30 protein-coding genes are annotated in these 26,609 nt (G+C 36.0%); 14 read left to right on the forward strand and 16 right to left on the reverse strand.

The window, feature by feature from the left end:
* Positions 1-152 precede the first annotated feature (152 nt).
* From ACEPXG_RS18700 to ACEPXG_RS18710, 3 genes are all read left to right on the forward strand, one after another.
* A complete protein-coding gene (locus ACEPXG_RS18700) occupies positions 153-596 on the forward strand; it encodes a YciI family protein (RefSeq protein WP_391205756.1) in 444 nt (147 codons plus the stop codon).
* 276 nt (positions 597-872) lie between these two features.
* Positions 873-1,340, forward strand: coding sequence for an NUDIX hydrolase (locus ACEPXG_RS18705; RefSeq protein ID WP_391205759.1), 468 nt, complete (start codon positions 873-875; stop codon positions 1,338-1,340).
* 178 nt (positions 1,341-1,518) lie between these two features.
* Positions 1,519-1,908 carry a hypothetical protein gene (locus ACEPXG_RS18710; protein WP_391205762.1) on the forward strand — a complete coding sequence of 130 codons (390 nt, stop codon included), beginning with the start codon at positions 1,519-1,521 and terminating at the stop codon, positions 1,906-1,908.
* Positions 1,909-2,106: 198 nt separating this feature from the next.
* On the opposite strand, the gene ACEPXG_RS18715 is transcribed toward ACEPXG_RS18710, so the two are convergent.
* The 3 genes from ACEPXG_RS18715 to ACEPXG_RS18725 form a co-directional block, all read right to left on the reverse strand.
* Positions 2,107-3,648 (reverse strand): Mur ligase family protein, encoded by a 1,542-nt coding sequence (locus tag ACEPXG_RS18715; protein WP_391205764.1) that lies wholly within the window; start codon positions 3,646-3,648, stop codon positions 2,107-2,109.
* Between the two features lie 217 nt (positions 3,649-3,865).
* Positions 3,866-4,159 (reverse strand): DUF6509 family protein, encoded by a 294-nt coding sequence (locus tag ACEPXG_RS18720; RefSeq protein ID WP_391205767.1) that lies wholly within the window; start codon positions 4,157-4,159, stop codon positions 3,866-3,868.
* Positions 4,160-4,606: 447 nt separating this feature from the next.
* A complete protein-coding gene (locus tag ACEPXG_RS18725) occupies positions 4,607-4,759 on the reverse strand; it encodes a hypothetical protein (protein WP_391205768.1) in 153 nt (50 codons plus the stop codon).
* A gap of 107 nt (positions 4,760-4,866) precedes the next feature.
* Here ACEPXG_RS18725 and ACEPXG_RS18730 point away from each other — a divergent pair, with 107 nt between their 5' ends.
* A complete protein-coding gene (locus tag ACEPXG_RS18730) occupies positions 4,867-5,706 on the forward strand; it encodes an STAS domain-containing protein (protein ID WP_391205771.1) in 840 nt (279 codons plus the stop codon).
* Between the two features lie 47 nt (positions 5,707-5,753).
* Here ACEPXG_RS18730 and ACEPXG_RS18735 read toward each other — a convergent pair whose 3' ends face one another.
* Positions 5,754-6,407 carry a glyoxalase gene (locus ACEPXG_RS18735; RefSeq protein ID WP_391205774.1) on the reverse strand — a complete coding sequence of 218 codons (654 nt, stop codon included), beginning with the start codon at positions 6,405-6,407 and terminating at the stop codon, positions 5,754-5,756.
* 172 nt (positions 6,408-6,579) lie between these two features.
* On the opposite strand from ACEPXG_RS18735, the gene ACEPXG_RS18740 reads away from it, so the two are divergent.
* Positions 6,580-7,755: an alanyl-tRNA editing protein gene (locus tag ACEPXG_RS18740; RefSeq protein ID WP_391205777.1), complete on the forward strand. Its 1,176-nt coding sequence runs from the start codon at positions 6,580-6,582 to the stop codon at positions 7,753-7,755.
* A 66-nt stretch (positions 7,756-7,821) separates the two neighbouring features.
* Positions 7,822-8,412, forward strand: coding sequence for a transporter (locus tag ACEPXG_RS18745; RefSeq protein WP_391205780.1), 591 nt, complete (start codon positions 7,822-7,824; stop codon positions 8,410-8,412).
* A gap of 37 nt (positions 8,413-8,449) precedes the next feature.
* Here the strand turns inward: ACEPXG_RS18745 and ACEPXG_RS18750 are convergent, their stop codons facing one another.
* Positions 8,450-8,728, reverse strand: a complete 279-nt coding sequence (locus ACEPXG_RS18750) for a hypothetical protein (protein ID WP_151701790.1) — start codon at positions 8,726-8,728, stop codon at positions 8,450-8,452.
* Between the two features lie 160 nt (positions 8,729-8,888).
* Between ACEPXG_RS18750 and ACEPXG_RS18755 the strand changes: the two genes are divergently transcribed.
* From ACEPXG_RS18755 to ACEPXG_RS18770, 4 genes are all read left to right on the forward strand, one after another.
* Positions 8,889-9,284 (forward strand): MarR family winged helix-turn-helix transcriptional regulator, encoded by a 396-nt coding sequence (locus ACEPXG_RS18755; RefSeq protein WP_391118550.1) that lies wholly within the window; start codon positions 8,889-8,891, stop codon positions 9,282-9,284.
* Positions 9,285-9,303: 19 nt separating this feature from the next.
* Entirely contained in the window at positions 9,304-10,473 is a 1,170-nt protein-coding gene (locus tag ACEPXG_RS18760) for an MFS transporter (RefSeq protein WP_391205782.1), read from the forward strand.
* Between the two features lie 101 nt (positions 10,474-10,574).
* Entirely contained in the window at positions 10,575-11,111 is a 537-nt protein-coding gene (locus ACEPXG_RS18765; protein WP_391205785.1) for a superoxide dismutase family protein, read from the forward strand.
* A 17-nt stretch (positions 11,112-11,128) separates the two neighbouring features.
* On the forward strand, positions 11,129-12,211 hold the full coding sequence (locus tag ACEPXG_RS18770; protein ID WP_391205788.1) for a CAP-associated domain-containing protein: 1,083 nt from the start codon (positions 11,129-11,131) through the stop codon (positions 12,209-12,211).
* Between the two features lie 427 nt (positions 12,212-12,638).
* Here the strand turns inward: ACEPXG_RS18770 and ACEPXG_RS18775 are convergent, their stop codons facing one another.
* The 7 genes from ACEPXG_RS18775 to ACEPXG_RS18805 form a co-directional block, all read right to left on the reverse strand.
* Positions 12,639-13,313 (reverse strand): DNA alkylation repair protein, encoded by a 675-nt coding sequence (locus ACEPXG_RS18775; protein WP_391205791.1) that lies wholly within the window; start codon positions 13,311-13,313, stop codon positions 12,639-12,641.
* Positions 13,314-13,322: 9 nt separating this feature from the next.
* On the reverse strand, positions 13,323-14,054 hold the full coding sequence (locus ACEPXG_RS18780; protein ID WP_391205793.1) for an NADPH-dependent oxidoreductase: 732 nt from the start codon (positions 14,052-14,054) through the stop codon (positions 13,323-13,325).
* Positions 14,055-14,171: 117 nt separating this feature from the next.
* Positions 14,172-14,528, reverse strand: a complete 357-nt coding sequence (locus ACEPXG_RS18785) for a DUF779 domain-containing protein (RefSeq protein WP_391205796.1) — start codon at positions 14,526-14,528, stop codon at positions 14,172-14,174.
* A 20-nt stretch (positions 14,529-14,548) separates the two neighbouring features.
* The gene (gene adh, locus ACEPXG_RS18790) at positions 14,549-16,069 is read right to left on the reverse strand and encodes an aldehyde dehydrogenase (RefSeq protein WP_151701797.1); all 1,521 of its coding nucleotides are present in this window, start codon (positions 16,067-16,069) and stop codon (positions 14,549-14,551) included.
* 209 nt (positions 16,070-16,278) lie between these two features.
* Positions 16,279-17,316 carry an LLM class flavin-dependent oxidoreductase gene (locus ACEPXG_RS18795; RefSeq protein ID WP_391205798.1) on the reverse strand — a complete coding sequence of 346 codons (1,038 nt, stop codon included), beginning with the start codon at positions 17,314-17,316 and terminating at the stop codon, positions 16,279-16,281.
* A 3-nt stretch (positions 17,317-17,319) separates the two neighbouring features.
* Positions 17,320-17,481, reverse strand: a complete 162-nt coding sequence (locus tag ACEPXG_RS18800; RefSeq protein WP_391205801.1) for a hypothetical protein — start codon at positions 17,479-17,481, stop codon at positions 17,320-17,322.
* Between the two features lie 178 nt (positions 17,482-17,659).
* Positions 17,660-18,301 (reverse strand): VTT domain-containing protein, encoded by a 642-nt coding sequence (locus ACEPXG_RS18805; protein ID WP_391205804.1) that lies wholly within the window; start codon positions 18,299-18,301, stop codon positions 17,660-17,662.
* Between the two features lie 236 nt (positions 18,302-18,537).
* Here ACEPXG_RS18805 and ACEPXG_RS18810 point away from each other — a divergent pair, with 236 nt between their 5' ends.
* Complete coding sequence (locus ACEPXG_RS18810; RefSeq protein WP_391210008.1) at positions 18,538-19,368, forward strand: YitT family protein; 831 nt, start codon at positions 18,538-18,540, stop codon at positions 19,366-19,368.
* A 45-nt stretch (positions 19,369-19,413) separates the two neighbouring features.
* On the opposite strand, the gene ACEPXG_RS18815 is transcribed toward ACEPXG_RS18810, so the two are convergent.
* The 3 genes from ACEPXG_RS18815 to ACEPXG_RS18825 all read right to left on the reverse strand — a co-directional run bounded on the left by ACEPXG_RS18815 (position 19,414) and on the right by ACEPXG_RS18825 (position 22,766).
* Positions 19,414-20,928 carry an acetyl-CoA hydrolase/transferase family protein gene (locus ACEPXG_RS18815; protein ID WP_391210010.1) on the reverse strand — a complete coding sequence of 505 codons (1,515 nt, stop codon included), beginning with the start codon at positions 20,926-20,928 and terminating at the stop codon, positions 19,414-19,416.
* A 225-nt stretch (positions 20,929-21,153) separates the two neighbouring features.
* Complete coding sequence (locus tag ACEPXG_RS18820) at positions 21,154-21,798, reverse strand: LytTR family DNA-binding domain-containing protein (protein ID WP_391205806.1); 645 nt, start codon at positions 21,796-21,798, stop codon at positions 21,154-21,156.
* 14 nt (positions 21,799-21,812) lie between these two features.
* Positions 21,813-22,766: a TRM11 family SAM-dependent methyltransferase gene (locus ACEPXG_RS18825; RefSeq protein WP_391205809.1), complete on the reverse strand. Its 954-nt coding sequence runs from the start codon at positions 22,764-22,766 to the stop codon at positions 21,813-21,815.
* Between the two features lie 194 nt (positions 22,767-22,960).
* On the opposite strand from ACEPXG_RS18825, the gene ACEPXG_RS18830 reads away from it, so the two are divergent.
* Positions 22,961-23,713 (forward strand): SDR family NAD(P)-dependent oxidoreductase, encoded by a 753-nt coding sequence (locus ACEPXG_RS18830; RefSeq protein WP_391205812.1) that lies wholly within the window; start codon positions 22,961-22,963, stop codon positions 23,711-23,713.
* Between the two features lie 102 nt (positions 23,714-23,815).
* Here ACEPXG_RS18830 and ACEPXG_RS18835 read toward each other — a convergent pair whose 3' ends face one another.
* Positions 23,816-24,631, reverse strand: coding sequence for a serine hydrolase (locus ACEPXG_RS18835; RefSeq protein WP_391205815.1), 816 nt, complete (start codon positions 24,629-24,631; stop codon positions 23,816-23,818).
* Positions 24,632-24,730: 99 nt separating this feature from the next.
* Here ACEPXG_RS18835 and ACEPXG_RS18840 point away from each other — a divergent pair, with 99 nt between their 5' ends.
* Both ACEPXG_RS18840 and ACEPXG_RS18845 read left to right on the forward strand, forming a co-directional pair.
* Entirely contained in the window at positions 24,731-25,678 is a 948-nt protein-coding gene (locus ACEPXG_RS18840; RefSeq protein WP_391205818.1) for an AraC family transcriptional regulator, read from the forward strand.
* Complete coding sequence (locus ACEPXG_RS18845) at positions 25,653-26,543, forward strand: GNAT family N-acetyltransferase (RefSeq protein ID WP_391205821.1); 891 nt, start codon at positions 25,653-25,655, stop codon at positions 26,541-26,543. The genes ACEPXG_RS18840 and ACEPXG_RS18845 overlap by 26 nt, the downstream gene beginning before the upstream one ends.
* Positions 26,544-26,609 lie beyond the last annotated feature (66 nt).

The raw sequence follows: 26,609 nt of genomic DNA on the forward strand, positions 1-26,609 counted from the left end.
TATTTGCCAATATCAACTGTGAAGAACAAAATTTTACGTAACGATCACATTTTTTGATTTTTTATCAATGTTGATTTTGAAGATACCGGTTCGTTGTATTTAAAAAAGGTCAATTAGGGCATTGCCTCTAAAAAAAGAAGGAGGAAATTTTTATGTTGTTTATGATGGTTGTCAAAGCCTCGAAGAATTCGGAGGCCGGAAATCTCCCGAGCTCTGAGCTCATTGAAGCCATGACGAAGTACAATGAGGAATTAGTTAAGGCAGGCGTTCGGGTTGCGGCTAAAGGACTTCATCCAAGTTCAAATGGGATTCGCCTTTCGTATCCGAAACCAGGGGAAAAGCCGATAGTTACGGATGGCCCATTTACGGAAACGAAAGAATTGATTGCCGGGTTCATTCTGATTGATGTGAAGTCGAGGGAAGAGGCCATCGAGTGGGCCATGCGGATGCCGGACCCACAAGGACATGGGGAAGGTCAGATTGAATTGCGTCAAGTATTTGAGGCGCCGGAGCTGACCGAGGATCCGGAAATGTTGGCCAAGGAAGCGGAATTACGCAAGAAATCTGAGAAGGGAAGGCAATCGTGCCCCCTATAGACAACTTGTATCAAAAACTAACGAACACACCATATTTAGATCTAAGCTAAATCCTGAATGGTTAAATATTAACACCGATTTTACAGGAAAAGTTTTGTATCCCACAAAACTGAAGGTGCTTAGTTAAAGATTATAGAGTTGCCATCGGCAGCTCTTTTTTCTTATTGAACTAAAGGGGCGGTTTAGTTGAATAAGAGGTATTTTTGGCAATGTGTAGAATTGTTAAATAGGAACTACAATTTCAAGTAATATTATTTTTATGTGAGGTAATAATTCATGAATGATTACATTAAAACAATGAGAGAAATGATTGGAAACAAAATATTGCTGACAGTTGGTTGTGGAGCAATCATAGAAGACCAACAAGGAAGGATTCTTTTGCAGGAACGGGTTGGACAAGACATGTGGGGCATTCCAGGTGGAATTATGGAAATTGGTGAAACTTTTGAAGAGACTGTTAAACGAGAAGTATTTGAGGAAACAAACCTCACAATTACTGAAGTTTCTTTGTTTGGAATATACTCAGGTAAAAAAGGTTTTGCGAGTTATCCTAATGGAGACAAAGTATATAGCATCCAAATCATATTCCAATCAAGAAATTATGAAGGAAGTCTAAAACAAAATATAGAAAGTAAACAATTACGTTTTTTCTCAAAAGAAGAGCTTCCAACTAACATTAATTCCCATCAAGCCCCTTTTATCATTGACTGGCTAAATAATGTACCTATTCCCGTAGTAAAATAAAAAAGTGTTTAACTGATAGTTGCGTTGAACCAATAGTGATTAACGTATTTCTTTTTTACTTGGAGGGGTGGGTATGATAGGCTGGGCTGCCTGATGAATGATGCTGTATATAAGAAGCAGTTTAGTTGAACAAGAACGGATTGTTAAGATATCTTGATTTAAACAAAGGGGTAATTAGTTGAAAAAGGTTGGATTTATTTTAGGTATTGTAATAGTTATTATTGCTGTGTTCATATTTGTAAATAAATCATACTATCCTTCTCTTCCAATAGAAAATTTATCAGCAAAAGAAGTAATTGAAAAACTGGAAGAATCCGATAGTAAAGTAGTAGAAATTGCATTTGAAGATGAAATGATTTGGTATATCACAAGAACTGAAAATGAAGGTATCTTGGTGGCTGATGAATATATAAAAAAAATGATTAGTTCAAATGGATGGGAATTTAAAGAAAAAGATGGTGCTGGTCTATTCTTTGAAAAAGATGGAGAAAGCTTAATTGCTACTACTCAAATGTGGACAAAAAATTACGTTCTCGTTAAAATTCAAAGCAAATTTAAAAAACTTTAGAGTCTTATTAAGCTAACAGAGTGATTTAGTTCAATAGTATACATCAAAAAAACGCTCAGATTTCTGAGCGTTTTTACTTGAATTTATATTGCCGATTTGCTGTTGAAATATAAACTGGTTAGTATGAAATTTACTTTGTTATTGGCATTTTTCTTCCCACCAACCGAACCCGTTACATTTAGCATTCGGTCTTTTTATTTATGAGTTACCAGCTACTCGCTTTTCAAGTGGTTGGAATAATTTCTTTTTATCCATATTAGGTCTTATCGTTTCTAGCTGCTCTAAAGCAATTTTGGCACCATAGTCCATTCCTTGGCATCCAGCAAGTAATAGTAAGTCACCTTCTGTTACATCCTGAAGGCTATGCGCTATTGCCTCTGGTAATTCTTCATATAAATGAACGTTAATGCCAGCCTCATCCATTACTTCTTTAAATACAGCAAGCTCTGCATCGGAAACTATATCCTTTTGCGTGACATGAGAGCGACTAAGTGTTGCAACCACTTCATGGATTCCCAGTCTAGGAGCCCATTTTGCAATTGCTTCTGCATTTTCTTTATTTACCGTGACTCCTCTATCTCCGCGAATTGCATACACAAGAGAGACACGATTGAAATCCATTTTTTCTAATGTGCCCAGCGTGATATCTATATTTCCGCTATTAGCGAAATGATCATCAATCATCTTAAAATCATCTTCGAAAATTATTTCAAACCGACGTTCAACGCCAACAAATTCAAACAAACTTTTTTGAATAGTTGTAATCGGCACCTCACATAATAATCCGATTACAATACTAACCATGGAGTTATAAACAGAGTGAAATCCAGGTGTAGAAAGTTGAATTTGGAATTGTTGCTTTGGAATTACAAGATCTTGTGTAACTAAATCACGTGTAATTTCTACCGTGAATTTTGCGCGGCCCGTCGATAAATCTAAGTTGCTGCAAATGACATCTGCCGATTGTTCTTCTACTCCAATAGTGATTACTTTTGCTTTTGTTTTATTGACAAGAGAAGCAGAATATTTGTCATCCAAATTTAATATAGCGACTTTGTCTGCTCCCGCATTTCGAATCAAACTAGATTTATGTTCAAAATAATTCTCAAATGACGAGTGCAAATCGATATGCTCACGACTTATATTATTCAATGTTACAATATCAAAATCCACACAACCTACACGATTTAACTCTAATGCAGATGATGAGACTTCCATCGTTGCATGTGTGACACCTGCATCAACCATTTGTGCATAAAAACGTTGCAAGTCTAGAGATTCTGGCGTCGTCAATTCAGACGGCTCAGCATAGTCGCCGATTTTCACTACAACCGTACCCATTAGTCCCGTTTTAAGACCATGATTTTCTAAAATAGCATTCGTCATAAAAGATGTTGAGGTTTTTCCATTTGTAGCTGTAATACCAATGGTTTTAAGTTGTTGAGTTGGATGACCATAGTATGCATCCGCAAGTGTCGCTAAAGCATTTCGCCCGCTCTCTACTTTGTATTGAGGTACATCTAAACCTTCTATAAATTCCTCTACTACGAGTGCGGTTGCTCCTTTTTCTACTGCTTGTCCAGCAAACTGATGTCCATCAGCTTTAAATCCTCTTACACAAACAAACACTTGTCCTTTTTCAACTTTTCGTGAGTTATAGGCAAGCCCCGTTATATCTATTCGTTTTGGATGAATGACTTCATCAACGTTTACATGTTCCATTAACTTTGTTAGTTCCATTAAAATGGCCACCTTTTCACATGATCAAATTAGCCTCGACGTATTTTTATCCCGTTCATGGATAAAGTTTTTGCGCTATCCTGGTGAGACCTTAACGTTAAGCTATAGGGGTTTAAATTCCTGTTGCTTAAAGTTACATGTTATATTACAGTTTACCCCAATTAGCACAAGAAAAAAACTGAAAGGAGAATAATAAAAGGAGAAGGCTTCCCTCCTCCTATATCGCTTCGTTATAGTGTTCTTTGCAAAATGTAAGTACTTCTATTTCTTCTTCATCTTCTAGACCAAAATCTAATAATTTACCATTGCTTCTGTATAAAATATGGTACTGTACAATTCGCTCGTTAGCATCTTCAACAGCTAAAATAACTCGTAAATCTAAAGATTCACCATCACCGTATAATTCATCCTCTTCAGGCACTTCAATACCTAATAAAAATTCATAACGTTCTCCTGCTATAATACCAGTTGGATCTTTTATTTTTCCCACTTCATATGATGTTATTTTCAAAAATTCCACCTCCGTTTACTTATATTATCACTTTCTTAACAGAAAATAATCCAATTTCTAATTTGTTGTTATAATGAAAATAATACATTATCTAAAGGGGAGCTACAAAATGAAACTGAGTGCCGAAAAATTGATATACATAGTGGTCCCGCTTTACCTGTTATTATTAGTATTTGGAAAAGGATTAAATACTATTCTCTACTCTGTAATAGCCTTTATTCTTGGAATTACCATGCTATATCTTGCATTTAAACTTTTACGAAAACAAAAGAATGAACGGAAATCGTCATGAGAATCATGCGCTGTATGCAGGTGTTTGTAGGAGAATCACATTAATTCATCCTCTATTTCATTCGTCAATATATAAGCATTGATCATAACCCATGACATCATATTTAAAAGTAAATTCCTCTTCTTTCTGAATCTATACTCTTTATACATAGTAGTCTAACATGTATCCAACATTTCTACGATATCCACTTTTACATGAGGTAATGGCAAATTATTAAATAGATTACTCGTCTTTAATGCAATTCCCATATAATCATTTTCATATACCAATATATATATTACCACTATTAGTGTGACATTTTTTTGCATTTACTTCCATCAATCTCATCTCATTTTAACAATAATCGTACTAGAATAATAACTTTTAATAAACTACAATAGGTTTATGAGAAGCAACTGTGGAGGGGTTTGAGGTTATGAGTCAGCTGACAAAAGATCTACATGACTTTATTATTGAAAACAAATCAAATATTACAGACGAATGGCTTTCTAAACAGTTTTTGGAAGACCCTACTTATATCTCTTCGGCTTCGGAGGTATATTTAAGAAAAGAAAATGGCGCTTTAATAGAAGCGATTGCCTCTATATACGTTCAAGACCCCGAGGAATACCGAAATTACATTGATAATCGAGCTGCAAGTGTTGCTAAAAAGAGAGCAGCTGAAGCTTTCCCTCTCTATGAAAGTATTCGTTCGTTTCGTAGAGTACGCAAAGTATTGTGGAAATATGTACAAATATTTATGGACCAAACAGATCACTCGGTCACTACTCAGGATGTCAGCGCTTGGTCAGATAGCATGAATACAGCTTTTGACTACATTATTGAAAGCTTCGCTAAGCATCATCACGATCATACACAACAAATAATGATGAGTCAGCAAGCACTGATCACAGAACTTAGTAGCCCTGTAATCCCTATAAAAGAAGGGATAGGTGTATTACCACTTATCGGCAATATTGACTTCCAACGTGCAAAATTAATATTGGAATCCACTTTAGAACAATGTTCGGAAAAAAAACTCAATAAAATATTCATAGATTTATCTGCTGTTCCTATCCTAGATACAATTGTGGCGCAACAACTATACCAATTATTAGCTGCATTAAAGCTAATAGGAGTAGAACCGATTTTTTCAGGAATCCGCCCAGAATTAGCACAAATTTCCTTCTCTCTTGGTATAAGTTTTTCGGATACAAAAACATATTCTTCCTTATCCCGCGCGTTAGAAGTGCATACAAATTTATATGTTAAATAATAAAAGCGACAGAATAACTCTCGAAAGAAAGTTTTCTGTCGCTTTTATTATATTATTTCAGCTTTTCCTTCATCCGAAACAATAATCCTCTTTCCACCTGTAAGTTCTATCTCCAAGGGAGAAGTCTCACTCATTCTTTTTGAAAAATACCATCTTCTTTGAGGCGGAACCAATAAAATATACGTATCTTTACTTCCTAAGAAGTTCAGTTCATTCGGTTCGATATCAGCATGACCTGAGATAGGAATGCCAATATTTTGGAGTTGTTCCCCTACTTCTTCTACAAAAGGAGTAGTAAAGCTTACCTCACTTAAATTTAACAGTGAATCCACACTAAAATCACTCCATTTATCCACATTACGCCTAGCAATGAATTCAATTACGTTTCCGACCGGGTCTTCAAAGTAGAAAGCATCTGCTTCAAAACGTGAATAATAAATTTCATCTACCGCATCTTCTCTGTTTAATGTCACTCTTTCTAACGCCCAATGTTTAGCGAGTGTAAACTGATTTCCAGGAATGTTAATCGCAAAATGATAAGATGCGGGTTTTTCTGATGCTCGAAAGGTAAGTGTCGATTTTCCAATGGATGCAGTGAAATGCTCACTACTAGCTTCTAAAATACTTAATCCTAGCACATTACCATAAAACCCCTTTAGCTGCTTTAGCTTATTCGTATAAAATATTACTGAATTGAACATTTTCTCACCCCGTTATTTGACATCAATTAATTCAAATCGTTCGCACACTATTAGCATATCCTCTCCAGTATAGGGAAGAATCACATTCATTACCATGGGCAAAGAGAAACAGTTAAATATGATTGTGCTCTTCTTTTTATGGTAATATTTTTTTATAAAGGAGTGGTTTCATATGACAAACAAACTTTATTATGAAGATCCGTACATACAAACGTTTTCTGCAAATATTCTAAAACAAGAACAGGATTATGTGGTACTTTCAGAAACAACATTTTATCCTACTGGTGGTGGTCAACCGAATGATAGTGGAACACTAAATGACATTGCTGTCACGAATGTAGAAATAATAGAAGGTGAAATTAGACATTACCTAGCGACAATTCTTCCAGCTAATACGGAGTATGTAGAGGGGGCTATTGATTGGAAAAGACGGTTTGATCATATGCAGCAACATGCCGGTCAACATATTTTGTCAGCTGCTTTTGATAACCTATTTGGATTTAAAACGGTTAGCTTTCATTTAGGAAAAAACAGCTCCACAATTGATTTGGATGTAAATGAGATTTCTGCGTATCAATTAGCAGAAGTAGAAGCACTGGCAAATGAAATAATTCTAGAAAACCATCCGATCGATACAAAGTGGGTAACAGAAGAAGAACTTGCTCAATACAAGCTTCGCAAACCTACTAAAGTGAAAGAAGATATACGACTTGTCATAATACCTGACTTTGATTATAACGCCTGTGGTGGAACACATCCAAAAGCAACGGGCCAAGTTGGACTTATTAAAATTTTGCAGATGGAGAAACAAAAGCAAAATATTCGAGTGGAATTTGTTTGTGGAGAAAGAGTTATTACACATCTGAAACGCAAACACACTATTATTACTAATTTAATAAGTAGTTTAAGTTCCCCGGAGGAAAAACTAGAGGATGCTGTGCACACTTTACTCAATAACGTCAAAATGCAAGAAAAACAAATAACGAACTTAAATGAGTTACTTTTACAATATGAAGCAAAAGAGCTGATTAGAAATACAAAAGGAACAATACTGACAGCCAATTTTCAAAATCGTACTGTTCAAGAGTTGCAAAAACTTGCCAAGCTAATTACAACAGAATCGATTGAGTTGGTTTGTATTTTAGTATCTAAAAATGATGATCGCATACAAATAGTTGCTGCTAGAGGAAGTTCTGTAGATAAAAATATGAAAGAACTGATAGAAAAAATTCTTCCACTTATTAACGGAAAAGGTGGTGGAAACAATACGATTGCGCAAGGTGGCGGAGAAAATAGGATATCAACTGAGCAATTATTACAAAAATCACTAGAATATATTACCGAATAACCACCGTTCCATAATAATCCTCCTCACATATACTAGGTTGAATATATAGTGAAAGGAGGATTGTTAATGAACAACCAATTTCCATATTTTCAAAATCAGCCAGGAGCAGGCCAACAAGGTCCTCCATCTGGAAATCAATACTTTCCCGAAAATATGATGCCAACACAAAGCCAAAGTCAGGGACAATACCCTAACCAATATCCTGGGCAATATCCTAGCCAGTATCCGGGGCAATATCCCGGACAATATCCTAGCCAATTCCCGGGGCAATATCCTGGACAAATGCCTGGACCAATGCCTGGGCAAATGCCGGGATCAATGCCTGGACAACAGCAGTGGCCGCATGGATATGATCATTCAGCTCCCCCTAGTTTTCCACCACTTGATCCGCCTGAAGCACAAGGAGGAGCACCAACTAGTCCCCCGCCTTCTTTCGTTCCACAGAAACAAAATGCTGGAGTGTATGCGGTAGATCCAGGTTCTATACGCGGCTGTTTACACCGCAATACTTATATATGGCTGACAAATGGCAGTGCTTTTTGGCTTTATCCAACCTTCGTTGGTAGAAACTCAATTTCTGGATTCAGATGGAATGGCCGTATGTGGACCTATTATGGAACAGATTTAAATAGAATCTCTTCTTTTCAGTGTTACTAATAACAATTGCGTACTAGTTTAATTAGTACGCATTTTTTTATGGGCGATTTCGATAAGCACGAAGAGAAGTCTTTAACGAAGCGTATGAACCAATCGCAGCACCGCTATAAAAAAAACCCATAAAAATACCTCCTGCTAAATTATGGGGATGACTAATAAATATAGAAATTAGCAAACCAATTATTGTAGCAATCGTAGATACATATTGTGGTTGGATGGGCAATAGTTTCTTCATAATTTCTGTAATTAACATTACAACTGGCACTGCCCATAATGAATCCCATACATTCGTATGGATAATAGGAAACTCTGTCATTATTTCTGCTCCTTTAAAAACTTTATTTTTGTACATAGTTTGTGTAAGAATCTAAGATTCATACACAAGAGAAATATGCCCGGCTTTACAAACTCCATATTGAGAAGTAAAATAATTTAGCTAGGTAAATATTATAAAAATCAAAGGAGCTACCCATACTATGAATCCACTTTTCCACGAACTTTTTCAGAAGACACGTTTTTTAACAAATGAGATAAATCAATGTCTAAAAAAACACGATTTATACGCTTCGCAATGGACTGTCATGTACTGTATTCAAAAACATGAAAAAATGTCTTTAACTCAGATATGGAAATACTTAAATGTAGAAGCTCCTACGATTACTCGTACAGTTTATCGCTTAGTAGAGCTTGGATGGGTAGATATTTATCCTGGTAAAGATCGTCGAGAGAAAATCGTCCAATTATCCGAAAAAGCAATACAAGAATTCCCGCAAATAATAGCTTCTATTCAAGAATTTGAAGAAAGAATGGTGGCAAATCTTACAAAAGAAGAGGAGACTCTTTTGATCGGTTTTTTACAAAAAATTAAATAAATCAGGTGGCTTAGACATTATGAAGAAAAAAGATCCTATATGGACTAAAGCATTTATTAGCTTATTTACAACAAATTTTTCAATTTTTATCGTTTTTTACGGTTTAGTATCTGCACTTCCTCTGTACGCAAAAGATGTCTTATCACGTTCAGATGAAGATGCGGGTTTATTAATGACCATTTTTTTAATTTCTGCAATTATTGTTCGACCATTCTCCGGAAAACTTTTAGATCTTGTAGGCAAGCGCAAAATGCTTTGGACTACTTTATTCCTGTATTTAATATGTACAGGGCTTTATTATGTGGTCGAACCTTTTCAAGCGTTATTAGTATTACGATTTGTACAAGGTATTTTCTTTAGTATTGCCACAACTGCAAGTGGATCTTTGGCTGCAGATAATATTCCAATATCCAGACGTGGTGCTGGATTAGGTTATTTTACTATGTCGACAAACTTAGCGGTTGTTGTTGGTCCATTTGTCGCTTTAACTTTCATACAGGTTTTCTCTTATGACCTATTATTTCTATCATTAACAGCTTTACTAGTACTCGGTGCGACCGCTGCATTAATGATACCAGCCGATAAGAAGCGAGCTAAATCTCTCCCAAAAACAAAACTAACTTGGAATGACCTCTTTGAGAAAAAGGCTTTGCCGATTGCCTTTAATGCAAGCTTAGTTGCTTTTGCATATGCTAGTGTCCTATCTTATTTATCTATTTATTCACAAGAAAAGGGTTTGTTGCACTTAACGAGCAGTTTCTTTGCCGTTTTTGCGGCTGTTATGCTTTTAACGAGACCATTTACAGGTCGTATTTTTGATGAAAAAGGTCCTCAATATATTATTATTCCAGGTCTATTTTCGTTTATAGTTGGACTTGTGTTACTTGCATTTATGAATTCCCCTTTCCTATTCTTACTTGCAGGTGCCTTTATCGGTCTTGGTTACGGTGCTGTTGTACCTAGCTTTCAAACGCTTGCAATTCAATCGACAAAAAACGAAAGAAGTGGTTATGCTACCGCTACATTTTTTACATTGTTTGATACAGGACTGGCCATAGGATCTTATGTTCTTGGATTAATCGCTAGTCGGCTTGGCTATCAAAACTTATATTTATTTTCTATCATCTTCCTTTTTATCGCAGTAGTCGTATTCATAGTAAGACAGAAGAAGATGGACCGTTTAGCTTAATTGCTGAACGGTTTTTCTTTTCCAATTTAATTGTCCATGTATGTATATTCGCCCTGTATTTGGAAAGACTTGAATGGATATAAATTTTGGGAGGGAATTCAATGAAAAAGCAATACATTTTTATTTTGCTAGCTACAATGGTTGTTCTCGGAGGGTGTAATTTCTCATCCGCAGATGCTGACTTAAATGAAACCGTGCAAGTTTCGTTAATAAACACAGAAGGAAAAGAAGTTGGACAAGCTACACTCACAGAACATTCTAAAGGTGTACATATCCACTTAAAGGCAGAAGGATTAACTCCAGGAGTAAAAGCTATACATTTTCACGAGACAGCTATATGTGAAAAACCAGAATTTACAACTGCAGGAGCACATTTTAACCCTACTCATAAGGAGCATGGCTTTGAAAACCCAAAAGGCTATCACTCTGGTGACTTGCCTAACATAGAGATTGGCGAAGATGGTAAAGTAGAATTAGAAACAGTATCTCCTGCAGTAGTTTTAACTGCCGGGAAAAGTAATTCGCTTTTAGATGCAGATGGTAGCTCTATTATTATCCATGAAAATGCAGATGATTATAAAACAGATCCCTCTGGAAATTCTGGAAAACGAATTGTATGTGGGGAAATTAAAAAGTAAGTTGGGCGGTGAATGTGATGAGAAAAATAGGTTGGTTTTTACTATTTATTTTAGTGATCTTCTTCTCTAGACCACTTTGGGAAGAGTATGCGGAGGACTATGTAGATCTTTCCTTTTTAACACCCGTAGATGAGTGGATTGACTCTTTAGAGGTAGGTCATTACTTGAATGAAGCCAAAACATATTGGATGGAAATAAAAAGCGAACCAGCAACTACAATTTCTTCTGATCAAGAACCTCCTATAGGAAACGGAATAGAACTAGATCAAATAACGCTCGGTATGAAAAAAAGTGAGATTGAGAAAATACACGGTAATGCAAAAAGAGTGAGTTTAAATGAATATAATCTAGTTTGGCATACGTATCATGAAAATTATCAAAACTTCATGATGGTTTCTTATAATATAAACAATAAGGTAAATGGAATGTTTACCAATCAACCCTCTCAATCAGCCTTCTTAGGATTGCAAATGGATAGTACGAGGGATGAGGTCCACTCAGTTCTTGGTGAACCCCTAACTAAACTGAGGAAAGGTAATATTGTCTATATTCTTCCAGACACAGGGGAATATGATTTATATTTGATAGATGAAAATTATGTGACTCTTTTTTATGATTTACATGAAAATAATACGATTACCGCGATACAAATAGTCGCAAAATCGGTGGAAAACAATCAGCCATCTACGTTTGGAAAACCATCTGAAGAGTTGAAAAAAGGATTTGAATTTCAGCTTTTTGATTTAACAAATGCTGCACGAGCAATACGTGGTCTATCTATTCTTACTTATGACCAAGCTGTGAGTAATACAGCTCGAAAACATAGTGAAGATATGGCAATTCACAATTATTTTAGTCACGAAGATCTAGAAGGTAAGTCTCCATTTGATAGGATGGAAGAGGATGGTTTACTATTTACGTATGCTGGAGAGAACTTAGCTTACGGACAAGCAAGTAGCATTTTTGCCCATGAAGGTTTAATGAATTCCAGCGGTCATCGTAAAAATATTTTAAGTAGTGATTTTCATAATTTAGGAGTCGGCACTGCTTTTAATGTAGAATCTACTCCTTATTACACAGAGAATTTTTATTCGAAATAAGAAAAGCCCGAGCGTCCTTTAAGTGCACCTGGTCTTTACTATTTCCAGAGTGCTTTGGACGAAACCTTGGCTACACTATTATCGTTGGAATTATGTAGCTTATGTTTGTTCGTCGCCCTCTTGAAATTTGTAGAAACAAGGTGCATTAGGTTTGGATAATGAGAGAATAAATCCTTTCCTATACTTTTAAAAGCAGACGAAGATGCAATTTCGTCCGCTCAGCGCTTCTTTATTAATGGATGCTGTCTATTTTTCTTTAGTTCTGCTTTCCATTCAAATATACAGATATAAATAGATACTTTTTTACAGATTTTTATCCAAAGATGCATACCCTCTATAGGTGAAAACTTTCCAACGTCCCTGTATCAGACTCAATTGTTCCCCAAGTTGTGGCTGACACAGGGACGCTTGTAAATGGTATTATTTTTTATTTAAAATGTTTTAATGCTTCTCGCTTACTTAAAGCAGCAAGTTGCGTATTTTCTACAAATTGGCGAACGACTTCTGGGTTTGTTTTTGCATATTCTCTTAGTACCCACCCTATTGCCTTTTGAATGAAAAATTCTTTTGAAGTTGCGTGACGTTTAATAGTTGCAAATAATAATTCTTCATTCGTGTCTTTCTTGTATTTTAGTTGATGTAAAATAGAAGCACGGTTTGTCCACATATTTGAAGACTTTGCCCATTTCACCATAACAGCTTCGCCTTCTACTCTATTAGCTTTTACAATATCTCCAACAATCTTTGGTGCAATCGAGTCTATGCTATCCCACCACGAATAATTTTCAATTAACTTTAGGCAAAAAGGTAAATCTTCTATCGTTAGTTTCTTTTTATATTTACCTAATAATTCGATTGCCACGTAATGATATTCTCGCTCTTCTAATTGAAAAAGTGCCCATACCTCATCATGTAATGATTCGAATGAAGGAAGCTCATTTTCTTTTATCAGTGCACTAAAAACCATTCTTCGTTCCGGGGTTTTGATTCCTAAAAAAGGGAAGTTGTTTTTCATATATTTTGCCATCGGTATTGCATTTTCTTCGTTTCGATGCGGCTCCATATAACTTTTAACCAGTTCTGTTGACCACTTAGGCTTCATATTCAATCCTCATTTCAAATGGAATCCTTTACTAGATAGAAATTCCGCCATATGCGAACGTCTTGGCGTTTTTAGAAAATCAGCCATTAATTTAGTCCAATTTGCAACTTTTTGGTTGGATCCTCTGCTGACATAATAATCTTCCATTGTCTGGTCATATTCCTTTAATAGCTCTTCGTATTTCGAGCTATCATATTCATTTTCATGAAGTACTGCAGCTACAGGAAGTCTAGGTTTTACATCATTTTGTTGATCAGGTATCCCTAAAGTAAGTGCAAATAACGGAAAAACTCCTTCTGGTAAGTCAAATAAACGACTGATTTCCGCAGGTTCATTTCGTACACCACCTATATAACAAATTCCATACCCTTTAGATTCTGCAGCAATTACTAAATTTTGTGCAAATAAGGCGACATCCACTGTACCTACTAATACATTTTCAGTCGTATCCATCATAATATCCGTATCTTGCATTTTACCAGCTGCTTGAAGACGATGAAAATCAGCACATAATAAAAACGCTGCTCCTGCAGTTTCAAATTGCTTTGGGTTGCTAGATAGTCTACCTAACTCTTCTTTTTTCTTATCATCTGTCACCCAGACAACGCTATATGCTTGTACAAAATGGGAGCTTGCGGCATGTTGAGCAGTTTCTATAAGTTCTGAAACTTCCTCTCTAGACAATGTATAATCTTTATATTTTCGAACAGATGCATGATTGCGTAATAATTTTTCTACCATCTTGTCTAACCTCTTTTCTACATTTTTCTTTATGTATAGTATAGCTGAATATTGTGAATGGAGAAAAATTAAAAGCGAATTAGATTGTCTTTAACAGACTCCCTAATTCGCTTTTATTTAAGTTTGTAAATGCCTATTTTCTTCTGCAGTGAAAGCTCTGGATCTTGTTAAAAAACGTTTCCCCTCTACACCTTCAAGGGAGAACATGCCCCCACGTCCGTCCACTACATCGATTATTAGCTGTGTATGCTTCCAATATTCAAACTGGCTTTTATGCATATAAAAGGGGGTATATCCAATACTTCCTAAAAACACATCCTGATCCCCTAAAATTAAATCACCATCTGGATAACACATGGGAGAGGACCCATCACAACAGCCTCCAGATTGATGAAACATTAGCTGACCATGCTTACTTTTCAATAATTCAATGAGTTCTAGTGCAGTGTCTGTAGCGATTACACGTTCAACCATCTACACTCACCCTTTCCTTATCAAAAGAATCCAAGTTTGTTTTCATTATAACTAACAAGAAGATTCTTAGTTTGTTGGTAGTGGTTGAGCATCATTAAATGATTTTCTCGGCCAATACCTGACATTTTATAACCACCAAATGCAGAATGAGCTGGATATTGGTGATAGCAGTTTGTCCAAACACGCCCCGCTTGAATACCACGTCCAAAACGATACGCCGTGTTCATATTACGTGTCCAAATGCCAGATCCTAATCCGTATAATGTATCATTTGCAATTTCCAGTGCTTCTTCTTTTGTTTTAAAAGTTGTTACAGATACTACTGGACCGAAGATTTCCTCTTGGAAAATGCGCATATTGTTCGTACCTTTAAACACTGTTGGTTTAATATAATATCCATCTGCAAATTCTCCATCAAGTATATTACGTTCTCCTCCGATTAAGCACTCTGCACCTTCTTGCTTTCCGATATCTAAGTAAGACATGATTTTTTCCATTTGTTCAGTCGATGCCTGGGCACCCATCATTGTATTTGGATCTAATGGGTTTCCAATTTTAATCGCTTCCACGCGTGCCAGTACTCGTTCGATGAATCGATCATAAATAGATTCTTGAATAAGTACACGAGATGGACACGTACAAACTTCTCCTTGGTTTAAAGCAAATAGAACGAATCCTTCTACTGCTTTATCCAAAAATGCATCATCTTCATCCATAATATCTTCGAAGAAAATATTTGGTGATTTTCCTCCAAGCTCTAACGTTACTGGAATTAAGTTTTGAGACGCATATTGCATTATTAAGCGACCAGTTGTTGTTTCACCTGTAAACGCTATTTTACTAATCCGTGGGCTAGATGCCAGTGGCTTACCAGCTTCTAATCCAAATCCATTTACAATATTCAAAACACCTGGTGGTAATAAATCACCAATTAACTCCATAAGAACTAAAATAGATGCAGGCGTTTGTTCTGCGGGTTTTAAGACGACGCAATTTCCTGCCGCAAGTGCCGGTGCAAGTTTCCAAACAGCCATTAATATTGGGAAGTTCCATGGAATAATTTGTCCAACTACGCCAAGCGGCTCATTAAAATGATAGGCAACGGTATCATTATCAATTTGACTCAAATTTCCTTCTTGTGCACGAATAGCCCCTGCAAAATAACGAAAATGGTCAATTGCTAATGGCAAGTCAGCGTTTAATGTTTCACGAACTGCTTTCCCGTTATCCCATGTTTCCGCAACTGCAAGCATCTCTAGGTTTTCCTCTATACGATTTGCAATTTTATTTAATATATTTGATCTTTCCGCCACGGAAGTTTTACCCCAAGCATCTTTTGCTCCGTGTGCTGCATCTAAAGCAAGCTCAATGTCTTCTGCAGTTGAACGTGCAACTTGGGTAAATACTTTCCCTGTGATTGGTGTTACGTTTTCAAAGTATTCTCCTTTTACCGGGGGTGTCCACTCGCCATTAATATAGTTTTCATACTTGTCCTTAAATGAAACCTTCGAGCCTTCTGTATTCGGAAATGCATAAACCATCCTGTAATTCCTCCCCTTAATATCTTTTTTGGCACATTCCACATCTTATGTAGACACGCCTTCACGTATGCGCTTTCAAAACTATTTAAATAAAAATAGTCTCATATCCATTTTGACAGATTAGGTTTAATATTTCAATTATTTACACTATTCTTTTTAAAAAAATAACTTAAGCACATTTAGTATATACTCAAGTCATTTTTCAAAATTTATTTATTTGTCTCTCTTCTTACAACAGGAGCTACTTCTGTTGCCAGTAGTTCTATTCCTTTTGCAACCTCACTAATTGTTTGGCCGCCAATATCCATTTGTGCTATAAATCGTTGATGTCCAAATAATTCATATTGATAAAGAATCTTTTCAATAATTTGTTGTGGACTACCAACAAATAGCGCTGTTTCGGGACTTGCCATATGTTCAAAATCGGAACGGGTCATTCTTGTTTCCGTGCCTCTTTGTTTATTCACATAAGACCAATAATTGGAGTAATATGGATAGAACTCATCTTTTGCTTGTTGTGTTTCTTTCGCAATATAGGTGTGACCTGTTACCCCAATTTGTAAGCTATCACGAGCATAACCGGCATCTGCTCCTACTCGTAAATACAAGTCTACCAGTGGTTTAAAGTGCATAGGATTTCCACCAAGGATAGCAAGAACCAATCCAGTCCCAAGCCTTCCTGCTCTAACTGCACTTTCCGGGGTTCCACCAACACCAACCCAAATGGGAAGTTTCTCTTGAACTGGTCTAGGAGAAATCATCGCATTGGATAGGTTTGGTCGAAATTTACCTTCCCAAGTTACTATTTCTTCCCTATTTAATTGTTGGAGCAATTTAATATTCTCTTCAAATAAAGCATCGTAATCGTGCAAATCATATCCAAAAAGCGGAAAAGACTCCACAAATGCTCCTCGTCCTGCTATTATTTCAGCTCTACCATTTGAAATTTGATCTAACGTAGCGAAATCTTCAAATAAGCGAACGGGATCCACCGTACTTAAAACGGTTGTTGCACTCGTTAATTTAATACGCTTTGTTGCTTGTGCAACGGCTGAGAGTACAACTGCTGGAGAGGAAATGGTGTAATCTAATCGATGATGTTCTCCAACTCCGAAAATATCAAGTCCTGCTTCATCTGCCAACTTTCCTAGTTCTATTACCTCTCTTAAACGCTGTGATGCACTTATGGTTTTTCCAGTAAGCGGATTTGGGCCAAGGTCGCCAAATGTATAAATACCAATTTCCATTGCTTACTCCACCTCTGCAAATAATGTAAAACGTTCGATGTGATGCCGAGGATTTTCAATTTCATCTATTTTTGCTATAGCAATTACCTTATGAGCCTTGTCAGACGTTTTTTTATACATAATATTTTCCATTTTTCCAGTTGCACCTATTACACTAATTCCCAACCTAATTACCTCCTGTTTGTTTAACTAATTGTCCGTATTAATCTAAAGTTATTAAAGATAGTATATGAACAGCCACTCTAAAGCGACTACCGATTTACATCCTATTTCAGCTTTCCATGTACCTTCTTATTTTAGACAACAAAAAAAGCGCTACAAATGCTGTAGCACTTTCCTTTTCTCACTTTTTCATTTTACTTTTCAAAAATGCTATTATTCCAGGTAAAATGGAAATAAATATAATAAGCAATAAAACCGTTGAGAAGTTATCTTTAATTATAGGGATACCTCCAAAGAAATAACCAAGGACCGTGCCTAAAGTAACCCACAACGCTGCACCCGCCACATTATACAAGAGAAAATAACGATAATGCATTTGGCTCGCTCCTGCAATAAACGGTGCAAATGTACGGATGAACGGCATAAATCGTGCAATGACTATTGTTTTTCCACCATGCTTGTTAAAAAATTGTTGGGCCTTATACATCTTCTCTTGGTTAATCCATTTCCCAAGTAAACTATTGGGAGGAATAGAGGTCCCAACTTTTTTCCCGATTTGATAATTCATCGTATCGCCAAGAACCGCTGCTACAAAAAAAACAATCCACAACAATGCAATGTGAAACGCTCCAACCGCTGCGAATGCTCCGCTTGCAAATAATAGAGAATCTCCAGGTAAGAATGGAAAAATAACAACACCAGTCTCAATAAAGACAATCAAAAATAATATTGCATATGACCATCCGCCGAAATTATGAATAATATCCACTAAATGCTTATCTATATGCAAAATAAAACTAATCAAACCTTGAATAATTTCCATTTATGCTCTCTCTTTCTCAAAATAATTCTTACTCATTATACCATAATATATATATTTCCATATTATTTCACTTAATAAAGGCTTTATCCTTTAATTATTCTGAACCTTTCTATAAAATATAGAATATAGGTTACTTTTAGAAAAGAGGTTGATAACAATTGGGTGACATAGCAAATGGTATATGTTCGGAAGCTAAACCCGTTAAAGTCCCACATAGGAGTGCTCCAAAAAAAGTCTTGTTTGCACGGACTATAATGATTGCTGTTGGTGCAATATTAATGGCTGTTGGTTTAGAACTATTTTTAGTTCCTAACCTAATATTAGACGGTGGAGTCGTTGGTGTTTCCATCATCCTTTCTCATCTTACAGGTGTTCGTTTAGGAGTTTTCATATTCATCTTGAACATCCCTTTCTTTTTCCTCGGTTATAAGCAAATAGGAAAAACCTTCGCATTATCTACCCTATTCGGTATTACTGTTTTATCCATTTTCACATCGTTATTACATAATGTTGAACCTGTAACTACAGACTTATTACTTTCCACTGTATTTGGCGGTATTGTGTTAGGGATGGGTGTCGGTCTAGTAATTCGAAATGGTGGGTCACTTGATGGATCCGAGATTCTAGCGATTTTGTTTAATAAAGCTCTCCCATTCTCTGTAGGAGAAATCATTATGATTATTAACTTAGTTATTTTCTCTGTAGCTGGATTCGTCTTTACATGGGAACAAGCGATGTATTCATTTTTAGCCTATTTCATCGCATTCAAAACAATTGATATTGTTATTCAAGGTCTAGATGAATCTAAGTCTGTTTATATAATAAGTGATTATATAGAAGATATTGGAGATGCAATTATGGATCGTTTAGGACGTGGTGTTACGTATTTGCACGGTGAAGGTGCATACACAGGGGACAACAAAAAAGTAATCTTTACCGTCATTACACGATTAGAAGAGGCTAAGCTAAAAACGATCGTAGAAGAGATTGATGATCATGCTTTTCTAGCGGTAGGTAATATTGCAGAAGTTCGTGGTGGCAGATTCAAGAAAAAAGATATTCATTAAAAAATAAAAACCGATTACATCCGCGGATGAGATCGGTTTTTGTTTTTATACAAGTGTTTCTACTTCTTGTAACATTGTGCTGTATTCCACTAAATTTGTATGGAATGAAAATGCCTTTTCCAGTACATGAGGGGTTTGGCCACCTCTCGTTAAAGCTTCTTTATAGTAAATACGTAATTGTTCTTTATACAAGGGATGGGCACAATTTTCAATGATTAGTTCTGCTCGTTCCCTAGGTGCTAATCCACGTAAATCCGCATAACCTTGCTCCGTCACAACTACGTCAACGTCATGCTCCGTATGATCCACATGCGCTACGAAAGGAACGATACTCGAGATGTTTCCGCCCTTTGCAATTGACTTTGTCACAAAAATTGCTACTCGTGCATTACGGGCGAAGTCACCGGAACCACCAATACCATTCATCATTTTTGTTCCAGAGACATGAATAGAGTTAACGTTCCCATAAATATCGAATTCTAAAGCAGTATTAATAGCAATTAATCCGAGACGACGTATGATCTCCGGGTGATTTGTGATTTCCTGTGGTCTTAATATAAGCTGATCACGATACTTTTCAAACTTTCCGTATACTTGCTTCATTTTCTTCCCTGAAAGTGTAATGGAGCATGCAGATGCAAAGTTTACTTTTCCAGCATCTATTAAATCAAACACAGAGTCTTGTAGTACTTCTGAATATACTTGTAAATTTTCAAACTCAGAATCGATCATTCCATGTAATACAGCATTAGCAACGGAGCCAATACCAGATTGTATAGGTGCAAGTTTATTTGTAAATCTACCTACCTTCACTTCATCACGTAAAAAAGCAATTAAATGCTGAGCAATTTCTTCCGTTTCAAAATCTAGAGGAACAATTGTGGAAGGGGAATCTATATGTTCTGTAAACACAATCCCTCTTATTTTTGCTGAATCAAATGGAATACCCACTGTCCCAATTCGATCATCTACTTTTGTTACAGGAATGGGCTCTCTTACCCCTTGATCTGCTGGTTCGTATATATCATGCAATCCTTCAAATAATGCCGAGTGCCCCATGTTTATCTCTACTATTATATTTTTTGCTTGTGATACAAATGTTAGAGAGTTACCAACAGAAGTAGTTGGAATAATCATTCCATCCGCCGTAATTGAAACCGCTTCCACTATTGCGAAGTCAATTGCAGATAGAGCTCCTGATCGAATCATTTCCGCCGTATGTGATAAATGCTGATCGACGAATAAATGTTTACCTGCATTAATGTTTTTTCGCATTGTTGCATCTGCTTGGAATGGCAAACGCTTATTTATGATACCTGCTTCTGATAATAATTTGTCTATATCGCAGCCTAAAGATGCTCCTGTAAAAATATTCACTTTAAAGTCATCTTTTTTAGCTCTTTCTACTAAAGCAAATGGAACCGCTTTCGCATCACCTGCGCGTGTAAAACCACTTAACCCCAATGTCATTCCATCTTGAATCCATGATGCAGCCTCATCCGCACAAACAACTAGACTATGTAAACTATTATCCTTAATACGCTCAAGATTCTTTTCCATCACTTGAGTTCCCCCTTGAATATAGCATTTAAATAATTTTATCGTGTTTTGTCACAGTTTCGAAAAAAAATGATGAATACACGTTTTATACGTTTGAAGCAGCAAACTAAATTACTAAACCAGCATTCTAATGAATATTAATATGCACAATATATCCCTTAGAGAAAATAAATGAAAAAAACGCTTGAATTAGAGGGAGCTTTCCCCTTATTCAAGCGCTTATTATTAAAATTCTAATAATTTTCGGAAATAACTAGAATACGATTGACTTACAGATATTTTTTCTTCATTAACCATGGCAAGTACGAATGTAGAATGCGTATCTGGAAAAATTTCTTTTATATGATGCACATTAACAATAAAGGATCTATGGCATCGAATGAACATTTCTCTTGGAAGTCTGTATTCAAAGTCTTGCAAAGAACTAGTATGTGTACCAGAGAACGTTTTCGTTACAATATATGTTTTACGATCTTTAGCTTCTAAATAGTAAACATCTGTAAAAGGGATAGGTTTCCAACCATCTTGCGTCTTTATTGTAATAACCGATTTTCCTTCCGTGAAAGCAGGATATATAGCTAAAACACAACCTTCCAATTCTCCTTTGAACTGAAATGGCACTGCCATACCGTGATAAGGGACACCAAAAACTTCCCTATTCATAAATTCGGAAACCTTTTGCTTACTTTGTAATGCTTTGTACGCAATTGTTCCTTCTTTTACAGAATCACCTGGCTTAATCCTCAAATCTATTCGTTTACTTGGACGATAATATATATATTCCTCCGTATTAGAAACGGCAATAGAAATTTCATCTGAAAATAATTCACCAATAACGTCTAAGAGTGCGACAATGGATAGATCCTTCATCCTTTTACCCCCATTTATTCACAAACGACTATTTCACGAGAAAACTGTTGCTTTGTTGTTATGCAACGATCTGTTACTTGTAAACCTACATTCTCCAAACGCTCATCCATCGATTCAATTGTTACAATGACTACTTTCTTTGCAATTCTTCTAGCATGCTTTAAGATGGTAAACTGTTCTTCCCAAGATGCACTTGTATATAAATTGTACGGTAAATCGATAATAGCTACATCATATGTTTCAGTGATGTCTTCTATTGCACTCTTTTTTACATCGCCAGTTAAACCAAAATAAGCAATATTTTCTCTTGATCCTTCACAAACTAATGGATTAATATCTCGACCAACGATATGTATCCCCATCGATAACGCTTCTACTAGTACCGTTCCTATTCCACAACAAGGATCTATTGCTCGAATTCCTTTGGGATGCGGAACAGCTATATTCGCTACCGCTCGGGCAACGCGTGTGCTTAAAGCTGTAGAATACTCTCTTGGTTTTTTCACATGATGAAACCATATCGGTTCACTCTTTGTATACAAACCAAAATACCAGCGACCACCATATGGAACTATTGCGTATAGCTGGTCGGGATTGTGTAAATCAAAGTCTCCTTGCATCTCACTTCCGATTGCTCGTTCTATTTGAAGACGCTCGCTATTTTCAATTTTATCTTTACCTTGGCGATCGTTTATTTTTAAGAATATTACTTTATTTGTTTCTATTTCCGATCCGAAAGCAGCAGCTTGTGCAATGATCTCCTCTACTGTGTCACCATCTATCAAAACTTCTACTCGACCTTTCATAAATGGACTTCTACTAGAATCGATTTTCACTTGGCTTTTTATTATTTTTAACTCTGTGTCTTCTCCAAAAAAAGATCGCATCTCTAAATGACATAGAGAGCGTTCTGCATCATTGTATGCATATGTATAAATGAATGCCGGTTGTCGGCTAATGTTCGTCAATATATTCCCTCCAATAGTACTTCTATTATAACATGCTATTTGCTTCGAGCGAGATACATACATAACTGTAATATGGAGTATCCTAAGCATTCTTATCAGAAAGGCTTTAAATTTGAAAACACTATATCCAAGAGTTTTAATTGTCCTGCATTCAAATATTTTAATGTTAAAATAGATTTTAGGAGGAAATATACATGACTAGATTAGAAGGTAAAGTAGCAATTATTACAGGTGCAGGTTCTGGTATGGGACGCGAAGAAGCACTTTTATTCGCAAAAGAAGGTGCAAAGGTTGTTGCAACAGATATTAACGAAGCAGCTGTTCAAGCAGTAGCAGAAGAAATTAAAGCAGCTGGCGGAGAAGCTATTTCAGTAGCACATAATGTTGCTTCGGAAGAAGACTGGAATAAGGTCTACACTGAAACAATTAACGCTTTCGGTAAATTAGACGTTCTTGTAAATAACGCTGGTATTAGCCAACGTGGTTCTATGGAAGATTTAACAGTTGAACAATGGGATACAATTATGAGCATTAACGTTAAAAGTGTGTTCTTAGGAACTAAATTATCATTGCCTCATTTCCGTGCTAATGGAGGAGGTTCAATCGTGAACATTTCTTCTATCGCTGGGTTAAAAGGTAGTTCAGGTGCAGGTGCCTACACTTCTTCTAAAGGTGCTGTACGCATGTTAACGAAAGCATGTGCAGTTGACTACGGTAAAGATAATATCCGAGTAAACTCAGTACACCCTGGTTTCATCATAACGCCAATGAGTAAAGAATACATGGAAGACGAGAAAATGAGTAAATGGTTCTTGGCTCAAACTGCTCTTCCACGTGTAGGTCAATCATTAGAAGTTGCAGAAGCAGTATTGTTCCTAGCATCCGATGCTTCTTCTTACATTACTGGTGTCGAGCTTCCAGTTGACGGCGGAGTAACAGCGAAATAATATTTCATATAAAAACCGTTTTCTCCTAAAAGAGAATCGGTTTTTTTGTTTAGTTTTCATTTTTATGGCTTATAAAGACACCTGGTCTATTTATGCATAAAGTTAACATATCGCACCTTCTTGTAAGTAGTTGTATATTCTTTCCCCTATCTCCGTTAAAATTTGCTTCGATAATAAGTCATCTACATCCTTCGATAGAACAGTTGCAATTAGCTTCCGTTGACCTACGAAAAAAATCCCCACGTCATGACGAGTCCCTGATATCCATCCTGTTTTATGAGCTAACTCCCAAGCAGTCATTCCATTATTAAAATTGGAATATGGGGACGGCAACTTCTCTGGTAAGCAATCTTTTATTTGTTGCTTTTTCATAATACCTATCATTTGTTCACTAGCCTCTGCACTTACTAACTCTCCTGTTGTCATCTGTACTAGCAACTTTGAAATATCATTTGGCGTAATTTGATTGAACCCTTTTGGATTAGGCTTGCTCATCATTAACTTATTATAAAAAGTGCTTTTCTCCATACCCTCTTCTTTCATCGTACGTACAATGTTGTCCACTCCTACTAGATCAATCAATATATTCGTTGCTGTGTTATCACTTTGAATAATCATCAGCGTAATTATGTCTTTAAGGGAGAGTGTTGTTCCAGGAGTCAGATGTTGAAGAACACCAGAACCTAAAACAAAATCTTCGGACTTGAGAACAAACTGATCTGTTATTGCTAGTTTACCCACCTCAGTGGCAGCGAAAACTGCTGCCATAATAGGCACTTTTATAACACTTGCTGCGTAAAAGAGTTCATCCCCATTCAACACCCACTTCTCACCTAAATCCAAATCTTCCAAAACAATGCCCCATGTTCCATTCGTTTGTTCAACCAATTCTAGAATACTATCTACAAGTGTTTTCACATTTTATCCCCTTTGTTGATATTTTTTAATTTCCATTGATTATAATCTATTATAATTAAATAGTAAGGTATATTATGAACATTGAATAAATAATAAAAGGTGGAAATTCCTATTCAACAGTTATTTTTATTACAACGGGTAATCGATTATATTGATACTCATATTACGGAAGAAATTGTTCCAGAGAAACTGGCTACCCTTGCAGGTTATTCCCCTTATCATTTTTATCGAATTTTTGATAAGCATATTGGTTATACGGTTATGGAATATGTACAAAAAAGAAAGCTTCAGTTTGCTTTATATGACTTAGTCCAAGGCAAAAAAATTATTCATATAGCATTGGATTATGGTTTTGAAACTCACTCTGGTTTTACAAAAGCTTTTAAAAGATGCTTTGGAAGTCCTCCTAGCTTATATAAAATGCATTGCCCAATCTCATTGCCACAAAAACTGGATTTACTTAGTCTTCGTCAAAAACAAACTGGGGGCATCGTTATGCAACCGAAAATTGTTCATAAACAAGCTTTTGAAATTGCTGGCAAAACATTCGAGAGTGACATTGAAAAGGTCTCTTATACAAGAGATGCTCCTGCCTTTTGGGAACAAAGAATTCCACCGGATGAGGCAATCGAAAGAACACTGTACGATTTAATATCTCCAAGGGATCATGGGGAATACTGTATTAATTTAAGTGATACGGATTCACAGGATAAATTCACTTATTTATTTGCAGTAAACTGCGATAAAGACGTTCAGCTTCCTGAAGGATTAACAAGGTTGAAAATAAAAGATGCGACTTATGCAGTTTTTAGAACCCCTCTCGTAGAAGCTGAACAATTTGTTCCTTCTATCAAAGGAACTTGGCAATATATTTTGGAGGATTGGTTACCACAATCTCATTATGAAGTGGATGAAACTGTTTATGACTTTGAATATTATGATGAACACTGCCATGATTGGGAATATAAAAAAATATATATGGAAATTTATTTACCAATAAAAGAAAGAATCGAGGTTGAGTATGACTGTATATCAATTAATAAGTGACTACAAAAACATAAAAGTATATAAGGATAGTTTTAACGAACTGGCTAAAATGGTTTTTGGAATTGATTTTAAAGTATGGTATGAAAAAGGTTATTGGAGCGACAACTATGTTTGTTACTCATACGTCGATGGGGATAAAGTGATTGCAAATGCTTCTATAAACAAAATGACGATTGTATCTAATACCAAAGAATATCAAGCTATACAAGTTGGCACAGTTATGACGCATCCTGATTATCGTTATCAAGGCTTATCCGGTAAACTGATGAACCATATCATGGAGAAATATGAAAAAGAGTCCGATTTTATCTTCTTGTTTGCTAATAAATCCGTTTTAGATTTCTATCCTAAGTTTGGATTTGAAAAAGTCCAAGAAAGTAGTTTTTCATTGAGCATATCAGATGTAAAAAAACAACCAACACAATCGAGCACTTTACGACGTTTAAGTATTGAAAGTACAACGGATTTACAACTATTAGAAGATTTTGCAACTGAAAGGATACCTGTATCATCATTACTAGGGGTTAAAAATAGTGAACATCTCTTAATGTTTTATTTTATCTTGGTGTTTAGTGAAGCTATTTATTACATTCAAGAAGAGGATGTAATTGTACTATTTAAACACGCCGGTAGCCATCTTCATATTTTTGATATAGTCAGTAAAAAAAGCGTGGAAATAGACACCATTTTAAGTCATATTATTTCTACTGAAACGGAGACAATTAATTTATATTTCACTCCAGATGATAACGATAAAAAGTTCAATACGGCGTTTATAACAGATAGTGATGATACATTATTCGTCCGTCCATTGATTGAAGATGTAACAGAGCATTTTCAATTTCCATTAACATCGCATTCTTAAAGTTTTTGATGTCAAACAAAAGCAGCATCCGTTCTAAAACTAACGAGTTCTCTATAGGGGGACAAA

Source organism: Psychrobacillus sp. L4 (assembly GCF_042944905.1).
GTDB lineage: Bacteria > Bacillota > Bacilli > Bacillales_A > Planococcaceae > Psychrobacillus.

Coding starts and splice junctions, on each gene's coding strand:
- ACEPXG_RS18700 (WP_391205756.1), top strand. CDS start 153: ATGTTGTTTATGATGGTTGTCAAAGCCTCGAAGAATTCGGAGGCCGGA.
- ACEPXG_RS18705 (WP_391205759.1), top strand. CDS start 873: ATGAATGATTACATTAAAACAATGAGAGAAATGATTGGAAACAAAATA.
- ACEPXG_RS18715 (WP_391205764.1), bottom strand. CDS start 3,648: ATGGAACTAACAAAGTTAATGGAACATGTAAACGTTGATGAAGTCATT.
- ACEPXG_RS18725 (WP_391205768.1), bottom strand. CDS start 4,759: ATGCAAAAAAATGTCACACTAATAGTGGTAATATATATATTGGTATAT.
- ACEPXG_RS18730 (WP_391205771.1), top strand. CDS start 4,867: ATGAGTCAGCTGACAAAAGATCTACATGACTTTATTATTGAAAACAAA.
- ACEPXG_RS18735 (WP_391205774.1), bottom strand. CDS start 6,407: ATGTTCAATTCAGTAATATTTTATACGAATAAGCTAAAGCAGCTAAAG.
- ACEPXG_RS18740 (WP_391205777.1), top strand. CDS start 6,580: ATGACAAACAAACTTTATTATGAAGATCCGTACATACAAACGTTTTCT.
- ACEPXG_RS18745 (WP_391205780.1), top strand. CDS start 7,822: ATGAACAACCAATTTCCATATTTTCAAAATCAGCCAGGAGCAGGCCAA.
- ACEPXG_RS18750 (WP_151701790.1), bottom strand. CDS start 8,728: ATGACAGAGTTTCCTATTATCCATACGAATGTATGGGATTCATTATGG.
- ACEPXG_RS18755 (WP_391118550.1), top strand. CDS start 8,889: ATGAATCCACTTTTCCACGAACTTTTTCAGAAGACACGTTTTTTAACA.
- ACEPXG_RS18760 (WP_391205782.1), top strand. CDS start 9,304: ATGAAGAAAAAAGATCCTATATGGACTAAAGCATTTATTAGCTTATTT.
- ACEPXG_RS18765 (WP_391205785.1), top strand. CDS start 10,575: ATGAAAAAGCAATACATTTTTATTTTGCTAGCTACAATGGTTGTTCTC.
- ACEPXG_RS18770 (WP_391205788.1), top strand. CDS start 11,129: ATGAGAAAAATAGGTTGGTTTTTACTATTTATTTTAGTGATCTTCTTC.
- ACEPXG_RS18775 (WP_391205791.1), bottom strand. CDS start 13,313: ATGAAGCCTAAGTGGTCAACAGAACTGGTTAAAAGTTATATGGAGCCG.
- ACEPXG_RS18780 (WP_391205793.1), bottom strand. CDS start 14,054: ATGGTAGAAAAATTATTACGCAATCATGCATCTGTTCGAAAATATAAA.
- ACEPXG_RS18785 (WP_391205796.1), bottom strand. CDS start 14,528: ATGGTTGAACGTGTAATCGCTACAGACACTGCACTAGAACTCATTGAA.
- adh (WP_151701797.1), bottom strand. CDS start 16,069: ATGGTTTATGCATTTCCGAATACAGAAGGCTCGAAGGTTTCATTTAAG.
- ACEPXG_RS18795 (WP_391205798.1), bottom strand. CDS start 17,316: ATGGAAATTGGTATTTATACATTTGGCGACCTTGGCCCAAATCCGCTT.
- ACEPXG_RS18805 (WP_391205804.1), bottom strand. CDS start 18,301: ATGGAAATTATTCAAGGTTTGATTAGTTTTATTTTGCATATAGATAAG.
- ACEPXG_RS18815 (WP_391210010.1), bottom strand. CDS start 20,928: ATGGAAAAGAATCTTGAGCGTATTAAGGATAATAGTTTACATAGTCTA.
- ACEPXG_RS18820 (WP_391205806.1), bottom strand. CDS start 21,798: ATGAAGGATCTATCCATTGTCGCACTCTTAGACGTTATTGGTGAATTA.
- ACEPXG_RS18830 (WP_391205812.1), top strand. CDS start 22,961: ATGACTAGATTAGAAGGTAAAGTAGCAATTATTACAGGTGCAGGTTCT.
- ACEPXG_RS18845 (WP_391205821.1), top strand. CDS start 25,653: ATGACTGTATATCAATTAATAAGTGACTACAAAAACATAAAAGTATAT.